Source organism: Pseudoalteromonas qingdaonensis (assembly GCF_038739665.1).
Taxonomy (GTDB): domain Bacteria; phylum Pseudomonadota; class Gammaproteobacteria; order Enterobacterales; family Alteromonadaceae; genus Pseudoalteromonas; species Pseudoalteromonas qingdaonensis.
The window spans coordinates 212,642-221,730 of sequence record NZ_JBCGCU010000004.1; the positions used below are offsets into that span (position 1 = coordinate 212,642).

The 9,089-nt window shown below is 50.6% G+C and carries 8 protein-coding genes and 1 pseudogene; 7 read left to right on the top strand and 2 right to left on the bottom strand.

The features are described from left to right. Window positions 1-123: 123 nt before the first annotated feature. From WCN91_RS05730 to WCN91_RS05760, 7 genes are all read left to right on the top strand, one after another. On the top strand, window positions 124-357 hold the full coding sequence (locus WCN91_RS05730) for a hypothetical protein (protein ID WP_342677142.1): 234 nt from the start codon (window positions 124-126) through the stop codon (window positions 355-357). Then, window positions 350-1,429 (top strand): AI-2E family transporter, encoded by a 1,080-nt coding sequence (locus WCN91_RS05735; RefSeq protein WP_342677143.1) that lies wholly within the window; start codon window positions 350-352, stop codon window positions 1,427-1,429. Before WCN91_RS05730 ends, WCN91_RS05735 begins: the two co-directional genes overlap by 8 nt. Window positions 1,430-1,560: 131 nt before the next feature. After that, on the top strand, window positions 1,561-3,804 hold the full coding sequence (locus WCN91_RS05740; protein ID WP_342677144.1) for an aminotransferase class V-fold PLP-dependent enzyme: 2,244 nt from the start codon (window positions 1,561-1,563) through the stop codon (window positions 3,802-3,804). 30 nt (window positions 3,805-3,834) lie between these two features. Then, window positions 3,835-4,329, top strand: a complete 495-nt coding sequence (locus WCN91_RS05745) for a GNAT family N-acetyltransferase (protein WP_105201541.1) — start codon at window positions 3,835-3,837, stop codon at window positions 4,327-4,329. Between the two features lie 108 nt (window positions 4,330-4,437). Beyond that, window positions 4,438-5,787 (top strand): DNA-3-methyladenine glycosylase 2 family protein, encoded by a 1,350-nt coding sequence (locus WCN91_RS05750; protein ID WP_342677148.1) that lies wholly within the window; start codon window positions 4,438-4,440, stop codon window positions 5,785-5,787. Next, complete coding sequence (locus tag WCN91_RS05755) at window positions 5,784-6,254, top strand: methylated-DNA--[protein]-cysteine S-methyltransferase (RefSeq protein WP_342677149.1); 471 nt, start codon at window positions 5,784-5,786, stop codon at window positions 6,252-6,254. Before WCN91_RS05750 ends, WCN91_RS05755 begins: the two co-directional genes overlap by 4 nt. A 421-nt stretch (window positions 6,255-6,675) precedes the next feature. Further along, window positions 6,676-7,263 carry a thymidine kinase gene (locus WCN91_RS05760; RefSeq protein ID WP_342677151.1) on the top strand — a complete coding sequence of 196 codons (588 nt, stop codon included), beginning with the start codon at window positions 6,676-6,678 and terminating at the stop codon, window positions 7,261-7,263. Window positions 7,264-7,276: 13 nt separating this feature from the next. Here the strand turns inward: WCN91_RS05760 and rlmF are convergent, their stop codons facing one another. Further along, complete coding sequence (rlmF, locus tag WCN91_RS05765; protein WP_342677153.1) at window positions 7,277-8,200, bottom strand: 23S rRNA (adenine(1618)-N(6))-methyltransferase RlmF; 924 nt, start codon at window positions 8,198-8,200, stop codon at window positions 7,277-7,279. A gap of 528 nt (window positions 8,201-8,728) precedes the next feature. Then, a pseudogene (locus tag WCN91_RS05770) lies at window positions 8,729-8,920 on the bottom strand (transposase); the annotation flags it as partial. Between the last annotated feature and the right edge of the window lie 169 nt (window positions 8,921-9,089).

The following is a 9,089-nucleotide window of genomic DNA, read 5'->3' on the forward strand; positions in this document are numbered from 1 at the left end:
ATGTGCCGCCTTGTATAAATACACTACAAACTGCTGCAGAAACAAACAGCAAAGGTCAACAGACCCTGGGTGCAAAGAATATTTAAAAAGTATGTGGTTTAATGGGATTGACGGCCAGGAGCTATGAAAAATTCGGATCTACGCTGTTATCAATGTCCTGAGCTGTTTGTTCGTTTTAAACTGGCGTTAATGGCGGCGCAGGCCGAGCAGCAGGATATCGCCTTTATGCTCAAGGGCGATGATATACAAGGTGTCAGTGATATTAAGCGATATTTAACCAAACAAAAGCTAGCATTCACTGTCACAACAACGGCAGAACAATTAATAATAACCGTGGAGAGAGAAACTCGTGTTTGAATTTGTGCGCTCGTGGTACCAAAGAAAATTTACCGATCCTCACTCGGTGACTCTGCTTTTACTCTTGCTCTGCGCTTTTGCCGTGCTCTATTTCTTCGGCGCGCTATTAATGCCTGTGCTGGTCGCCGTGGTGATCGCCTATTTACTGGATTGGCCCGTGGTGCGCTTGCTGAACTTAGGCCTGTCGCGCACTTTGGCTACCATACTTGTGGTCAGCTTATTCTGCTCCTTGGTGATAGGCACCTTGTTCGGTTTTGGCCCAATTCTATGGCAACAAACCAGTAATTTACTGCAAGAAGCGCCCGCCATGCTGGAGCAGGGCAAACATTACCTTTTGCATCTGCCCATTGATTATCCTGCTTTGATCACCCCGGAGCAGGTGCGCACCCTGGTTGCCAGCGTTGAAAGCAAGGCGGTGGAATTTGGCCAGGTCTTGGTATCTGTGTCGCTTACCTCTCTTAAAGATGTGGTGGCCTGGTTGATATATCTGGTCTTGGTGCCGCTGCTGGTGTTTTTTATGCTTAAAGATAAAACCCAGCTGCTGCACAGTGTCAGTGCCTTGTTACCGGCGCAGCGTCGCTTGATCCAGCAGGTGTGGCTGGAAATGAATCAGCAGATCATGAACTATATTCGTGGCAAGGTGTTTGAAATCCTGATCGTCGGTGGCGTTTCTTTTGTGGTCTTTACCATCTTCGATTTACGCTATGCCGCCTTATTAGGGGTTTTGGTTGGACTGTCCGTGTTGATCCCCTTTATCGGTGCTGCCCTGGTGACCATACCCGTGGCCGCCGTGGCCTTGTTCCAGTTCGGTGTCAGCAGTGAGTTTTGGTCTGTGCTAGTAGCCTACGGCATTATTCAGGCGCTCGACGGTAACGTCTTGGTGCCGCTGCTGTTTTCTGAGGCGGTGGATTTAAACCCTGTGTTTATTATTATGGCTGTGCTGTTCTTTGGTGGCTTATGGGGCTTTTGGGGCGTATTCTTTGCTATACCCTTGGCTTCTTTAGTGCGTGCCTTGGCGAATGCCTGGTCATCGACCTTGGAAGACGCCAGCGCCACACAGGCTCAGGAGTAGTGCCCGCTTTATTCGGCTGGTTAGATGAAAAGCTGATAAAAGTTAGCGTCATGCAAACAAATTGGTATTAATAGCGCAAGGGCACTTGTGTACAATGGTTATAACTTATAGCTAATTGGAATATGGTGCCCATGACCCAGCGTTTTTTCACCCAGACTAGCCAGGATCTTGTTTATCTCGATGCCAATGCGACCACTCCTGTGTTGCCACGCATTGCCGATGTTGTCTCTCACACCATGCAGGTGTGTTTTGGTAATCCGTCTAGCTCGCATATTACCGGGGTCCAGGCCAAGTTTTTGCTGGAACAAACGCGTGCCAAGGCGCGTCAGGTTATAGGCGCCGAGCAGGGCGATATTCTCTTTACCTCGGGCGCCACCGAAGGTATCCAAACCGCTGTAGTCTCTACACTTTTAGCCAATCGACATAAGGCCACCGAGCACAGTGTATTGCTCTACGGCGCCACCGAGCACAAGGCAGTGCCAAACACTTTAAAACACTGGAATCAGGTACTGGGCTTAGGAGCTAAGATATTGGCCATTCCTGTGGATGAAGCGGGCTTGCTGGATTTGGACTTTATCGCCCAACATGTGGGTAAGGCGCTGATGATCTGCACCATGGCGGTGAATAATGAAACCGGCGTGTATCAGGATTTAGCCAAGTTGGAGCAGGTGATCCGCGCTAATAACGACCATGTTAGCTGGATGGTGGACTGCGTGCAGGCTTTGGGTAAGCAAGACCTGGCGCTTAGCGAAACAAGCATAGACTATGCGCCTTTCTCCGGTCACAAACTCTACGCCCCTAAGGGCATTGGCTTCTTATATATTCGTGAAAATAGCCCATACACACCTTTTATCGCCGGTGGCGGTCAGGAAAGTGGCATGCGCTCGGGTACGGAAAACCTGCCCGGGATCGCTGGCCTGTATGAGTTGTTCGATATGTTGCTGGATAAATCGCAAGGCGTATTCAAGCCGGTTGCGACTTTGCACTTGTACCGTCAGCAATTGATCCATGCCCTGGAGCAAACCTTTGGTGATATCAGCTTTAATGCTCCCCTTGAAGGTACAGTACCGACAACTTTGAACTTCTGTGTAAACAGTCTGACCTCAAAAGAAGTCATGGACCTGTTTGATGCTGCCGGTATTCGTGTCAGCGGTGGCTCAGCCTGTAGCTCAGGTGCCTCGCGCAGCTTTGTTTTGGATGCCATGAATGCCAATGACTGGCAAAGTGAAAATGCCATTCGTATGTCTTTTGGCCCGGCCGCCACAGAGCAGGAAATTGCCTTGGCGTGTGAGCGCATTTGCGCCTTGAAACCCGTGTTGGCGAATAACTGTTTAATCGTCTCAGATGCCACTCAGCCCGAGCATGAAGTCTGTGCCCTGGGCCTAACTCAGCTGCGCCACCAAGGCAGTTGCTGTTGGTTGTATGTGGGCATTAATAACGAGGCCGTGATCATCGACCCGGTTGTCGAGCTGGTACCGCGTATCGCCCGTCTGGTTACTCAGCAGCAGCTGCATGTAAAAGCCGTGCTGGAAACCCATAAACATCAGGATAAAGACTCGGCGCGCACGCTGTTGTCAGAGCGTCTTGGTCTGGCTCAGGAGCAAGATCCCCTGGGCTGGCCCGAAGGCGACGCCATCAGCCTTGGCGAGCAACGCCTGACTCGGGTATCTACTCCTGGCCACAGCGCCGACAGTCACAGCTATTTGCTCTATCAAGGGGATAAGGTTACTGCCTGCTTCTGCGGCGACCTCTATATTTTTAGCGGCTTGGGCAGCACTCAATTTGCCGATGCTGACACAGAGCAAATGCTGGACTCTATTCACACCCTGGCGACTAAATTGGCTGCGGATACCGTGCTGTGTCCGGCTCATGACTACGAGCAGTGTTTTGCTTTGAGTTGGCAGGCGCAGGTTCAGGCCACGCCTTTGTTACAGCAGGTCTTACAAGAGCAGATAAACAAGGCGCAATTCGCCGAGCAAAAATGTGTTTTGGATCAGCAGCTGAGCACAGAAAGCGGGGCCCTTTGCGGTTTTAGTCATAAGCCTAAGCATGCCAACGCCCAGCAACTGAGCAGTGCCGAAGTACAGCAGATGCTTGCCAGCGAGGAGTTTGAAACCGTGCTTTGGGATGTTCGCGAACCTTATGAGCATGGTGCCAAAGACATACGCTCGCTATTTAGTGTGCATGACGATCAACTGCTCAATGTGCCGCTAAGTCGCATGGCCAATGCCTTATTTGCTCATCAGTTGAAGCCGGATACACGTTATATTCTGGTCTGTCGTACTGGTAACCGCTCGGGGCAGGCGATCAAGAACTTGCAGTCTTTGGGCTACAATCATGTCTACAACTTGCAAGGTGGCTTAGCATTAGTATGATGGTGGTTTAGATTGTAAACAGGAACCACCATGAGCCAGGTATATATTCGCGATGCGGTGATCAATGATGTGCCTTTGATCTATCAGTTTATTAAGGCGTTGGCGGTGTACGAGCGAGAGCCCGACGCCGTTGCCGCCACCGAGCTAGATATAGAGCGCACCTTGTTTGACGAAGGGGCGACCGCGCACAGCGTTATCTGCTTTGAAAGTGATGCCCCCGACGCCGAAGCCATAGGCTTTGCGGTGTATTTTTATAATTATTCAACCTGGCTTGGCCGCAATGGCCTGTATCTTGAGGACTTGTTTGTCAGTGAAGACAAGCGTGGCCGCGGTGCCGGCAAGGCATTGATGAAATATCTGGCACAACGTGCCATCAGCAAAAATTGCGGTCGCTTTGAGTGGGTGGTGTTGGACTGGAATCAGCCAGCCATTGATTTCTATCACAGCATAGGTGCCGAGGCGCAAGCGCAGTGGCAAATTTATCGTCTTAGCGGCGACAAGCTGCTGCAATTTGCTGAGCAATAATCCTTCTTCTTGTGAGCACGTTTTTACCATTGAGTGCAAAATCCGGCTAGTGCCGCACCGCCAATGGGGTAAGCTAAGCATATAAATCACCCTTACTGGAACCTTGTTATGTTTACCGCCGATGTCTGCCAAAAAGCCCGCTTAAGCCGTGATAAGCGCTTTGACGGCTTGTTTTATGTAGCGGTGCGCAGCACAGGTATTTATTGTCGGCCTATTTGTCCGGCGCCCCCCGCCAAAGAACGCAATGTCGAGTATTTTGAGCATGCCCATTTAGCGGCGCAGGCGGGATTTCGCCCTTGTTTAAGGTGCCGCCCAGATGCCAGCCCGGGCAGCTATCCCTGGCTGGGGGCGCAAACCACGGCGCTCAGGGCAAAACGCTTAATCGATCAGGGTCATTGGTCAAATGGCGGCGCCGAGGCACTAAGTGCCCGCCTTGGCGTGTCATCCAGCTACCTTAATCAATTATTTAAAAAACATTATGGCATCGCTCCGGGGCAATATGCGCTCTTTAGCCAATGTCAGTTTGCTAAACAGCTGTTGCAGCAAACCCAATTACCAGTCACCGAGATAGCATTTGCCTCCGGCTTTAATAGCGTGCGCCGTTTTAACGATGCCTTTAAGAAGCTGATGCAGCTGACGCCGAGTGCCATTCGCACCAAGGCACAATTGGATGCTGGCTCTATCAGCCTGTTTCTCAGTTTTCGCCCCCCTTATGACTGGCAGGCCATGCAGGCGTTTTTAAATAAACGGCTAGTCGCGCCTATGGAATGGATTACTGCCGAAAGTTATGGCCGCGCCTTCACCTATAAGGGCGCAAAGGGGGAATTTACCGCTCATTATCAGGACAAGAAGCAGGGCTTTAGGGTTGAGATCAGCCTGGATAACTGGCACTGCCTGCAAGGAGTCGTGGCTAATATTCGCAGAGTGTTGGACCTGGATGCCGATACTCAGGTGATAAATAGCCAGCTGCAAAGCGCTGTGGGTGAGCAGTTCGCACTGACTCCAGGGCTGCGTCTGCCGGGTATGTGGGATCCTTTTGAGGCCGGTATTCGCGCTGTGCTGGGGCAGCAAGTGAGCGTTGGCGCGGCGCGCACGCTTACCACAACTTTAGTGAAGGAGGTGGGCGAGCAGGGGCGTTATTTTCCCACCGCACAGCAAATGGCGGTAAGCGAGTTGGCCTTTTTTAAGATGCCGGGGCGGCGTAGAGAAGCGTTGCGTGATTTAAGCGCCTATGTTGCCGAGCATGGTAATGCCGATTTGGATGCCTGGTTGGCTATTAAGGGCATAGGCCCTTGGACGGTCAATTACGCTAAAATGCGCGGCAGCAGCGACCCGGATATTTACCTCGGCGGCGACCTGGGTGTACAAAAGGCGCTGGCCGGGTTCAGCGGCATTGATATTGAGCGCGCCGCACCGTTTCGCTCCTATCTGACTTTTCAACTATGGCAACAATTATGACCTTATATCAAGAATGTATCGACACGCCCTTGGGTGAGCTGGTGATCCAAGCCAGTGACACAGGCCTGTGTTATGTGGGTTTTGACATTGAACGCAAGGCTGATGCGAGTGCCAATGCCATCACGGCGCAGGCAAAAAGCCAGTTAGCAGAATATTTCCAGGGAGTTCGCTCCCAGTTTGATCTCCCTCTGGATACCAAGGGTACCGAGTTTCAGCGCCAGATCTGGCAGGCCTTAGGCAGCATAGCCTATGGTGAAAACGTCAGTTATAGCGATATTGCCCGTTTGGTGGATAATCCTAAGGCGGTGCGCGCCGTGGGGGCGGCCAATGGTCGTAACCCCATCAGCATTATTGTGCCCTGTCACCGGGTAATAGGAGCTAACGGTACCTTGACCGGCTATGCCGGTGGGCTGGAACGCAAGCGCTGGCTACTGGCCTTTGAGCAAGGCCACACTAGGGTCTGTTGACCTTTGTTGTTTGTTTCTGCAGCAGTTTGTAGTGAATTTATACAAGGCGGCACATGTGTAGTGTTTATTCTACATAAACATGTAACAACACAGTAGAAATGCGCTACAAGCGCTGCCCTACGGGTTCATCTAAACGCATCCTGCTCTGTGTTACTCGCTATGTACATAGGCGAGCAAGACCGAAGCAATGCTTCGCAGCTTAGCGAGGTGAGCGCATGGATGCGCGATGTAACCAAGCTTCATGGATGAATTTAACCACATAAATCAGCGATTATATTCATCAGAATGCGTTTAGATTGAACATAAAGTAAACCGCAAAGATAAACAGACCCTAGCAAGTAATAGCCTGGGATGAGTTTGCCTTGGCCTTGATAGGGGCCTTAGTGTAAGCTTGGCGCGCGAAGTTTTTAGAAGAATTACCATGGCTCAACTGTATTTTTACTATTCGGCAATGAATGCCGGCAAGTCCACCACCTTATTGCAATCAGCATTTAACTACCGCGAGCGCGGCATGCGTCCGATGATCATGACCGCGGCCATCGATGACCGCGCCGGGGTTGGCAAGGTAGCCTCGCGTATCGGCTTGCAGGCCGATGCCTTTGTCTTTGATGGCAACAGCAATGTGTATGATCTAATTGCTTCGCAACACCAGGAAGAAGCCCTGCATTGTGTGCTGGTGGATGAGAGCCAGTTTTTGTCCAAGGCGCAGGTATGGCAACTGACCGAGGTGGTCGATCAGCTTAAAATTCCCGTCTTGTGTTATGGTTTACGCAGCGACTTTTTAGGCGAGCTGTTTGTTGGCTCTAAGTATTTACTGGCCTGGGCCGATAAGCTGGTGGAGCTAAAAACCGTGTGCCACTGCGGCCGTAAGGCCAATCATGTGCTGCGTTATGATCACCATGGCGATGTGGTCGCCAGTGGCGATCAGGTGCAGATAGGCGGTAATGAGCGCTATGTGTCCGTGTGCCGTAAACACTATAAAGAAGCACTCAATCAAGATGAAGCCTAAGGCTTAATTAAGCCTAGCCCAAAAGCCGAGCCAGTTGCGCTCGGCGCTCGTCAGCCTCCATAAAGGTCCAGGCAATAAAGCGGCTGCTTTTTTGCCCTTGTGCCATGGCCACCACTTCAATTTGAACGGCACCCAGTTTGCGTAAAGTGCTTTTCAACGGGCGCTCATTTTCCTTTTTTGATACCAGACTGGTAAACCAGATCACCTGCTCGGCAAAGTGTTGGCTCTCCAACGCCATATTACGCACAAAGGCCAGCTCACCTCCTTGGCACCACAATTCATTGGCGCGGCCACCAAAGTTCAGATCATTGCTCTGTTGTCCCTTTAAGTTACGCCACTTGCGCTGGGAGCCGGCCTGGGCACTTTGTTCACTGTCATGAAACGGCGGGTTGCACAGGGTGGCCACTATTGTGTCTTGCGCCTTGATGATGTCGGCGAAATACTGAGTCGGCTGCTTTTGCTGCACCACCTTGATTGGCAAGGCATTTAACTGAGCCAGCTGTTTAGCTAGCTTAACCGATTGCACATCTATATCGCTCGCTAGAAACTGCCAATTAAACAGCTTGTTACCTAGAATGGGGTAGATAAGCGAGGCACCTGTGCCGACGTCCATCACCCGCACCTTATGCTGCGCTAGCCTGTGCTCAGTATCCTGGCTGAGCAAATCATAAAGATGGTGCAAGTAGTCTGCGCGCCCGGGCACGGGTGGGCATAAAAAGCCCTCGGGCAAATCCCAAATGGCTACATCGTAGTGATGTTTCAGCAAGGCCTGATTGAGCATTTTCAACGCCTTGGCATCGCTAAAGTCGATACTGGCTTGCCCGTCGGGCCGCTTAATCACATAGGCTTGCAGGCTCGGTAAGCTGCTGCACAGGGCGTCGAAGTCATAGCCGTTTCGATGGCGGTTTTGTGGATGCAAGGGCGGGATCTCTATCACGTGAATATGGGCATAGTATAAGGGATCGGCCCGCTGGAATGTAGCGCCGAGTTCAAGTGGAGTGAGTGCCAGCTGTACCCAGCTTATTTACACCCAGGGTGAAAAGTGTAAATATGTTTATTATTAGTCAGTTAGCTAGGGTCTGTTGACCTTTGTTGTTTGTTTCTGCAGCAGTTTGTAGTGTATTTGTACAAGGCGGCACATGTGTGGTGTATTCTACATAAACATGTAACAACACAGTAGAAATGCGCTACAAACGCTGCCCTACGGGTTCACCTAAACGCATCCTGCTCTGTGTTGCTCGCGATGAAAATAGAATGACTATGCATCATAACGAGCGTCGTGATCAGAATGCGTTTAGATTGAACATAAAGTAAACCGCAAAGATAAACAGACCCTAGCCATTTTTTGCAATAGAAAGCGGCACAGGTAAATATTCCAACTTGCATAGAGCATGCAGCAATAAAGCTCAGCATCAGCAACCAATAAAACACGCGAATTCAACTCCGAAGTGCACCACTCGCTAAATTAAGCCGCCTTGCGTAATTCTTCGAATACGACTGCTGGCTGTTTATACCCCAGACATTTTCTCGGTCTGGCATTTAACGCGCGTTCAATCTCTGCAATTTGCTTGTCTGTTACCGTGCGTAAGTCAGTGCCTTTGCGTATGTATTGGCGCAGCAAGCCGTTAAAGTTTTCATTTAATCCACGTTCGAGACTGTAAAAAACTCTGTGTAAGTGGCATTCTTAACCTGTTGAAAGGAGACTGTAAAAAACTCTGTGTAAGTGGCATTCTTAACCTGTTGAAAGGAATGCAGAATGCCAATAACAGACAAACTTATCGATCAGCTGCTTGATGGCTGTGATTCTCCAGATGATATCCTCGGCG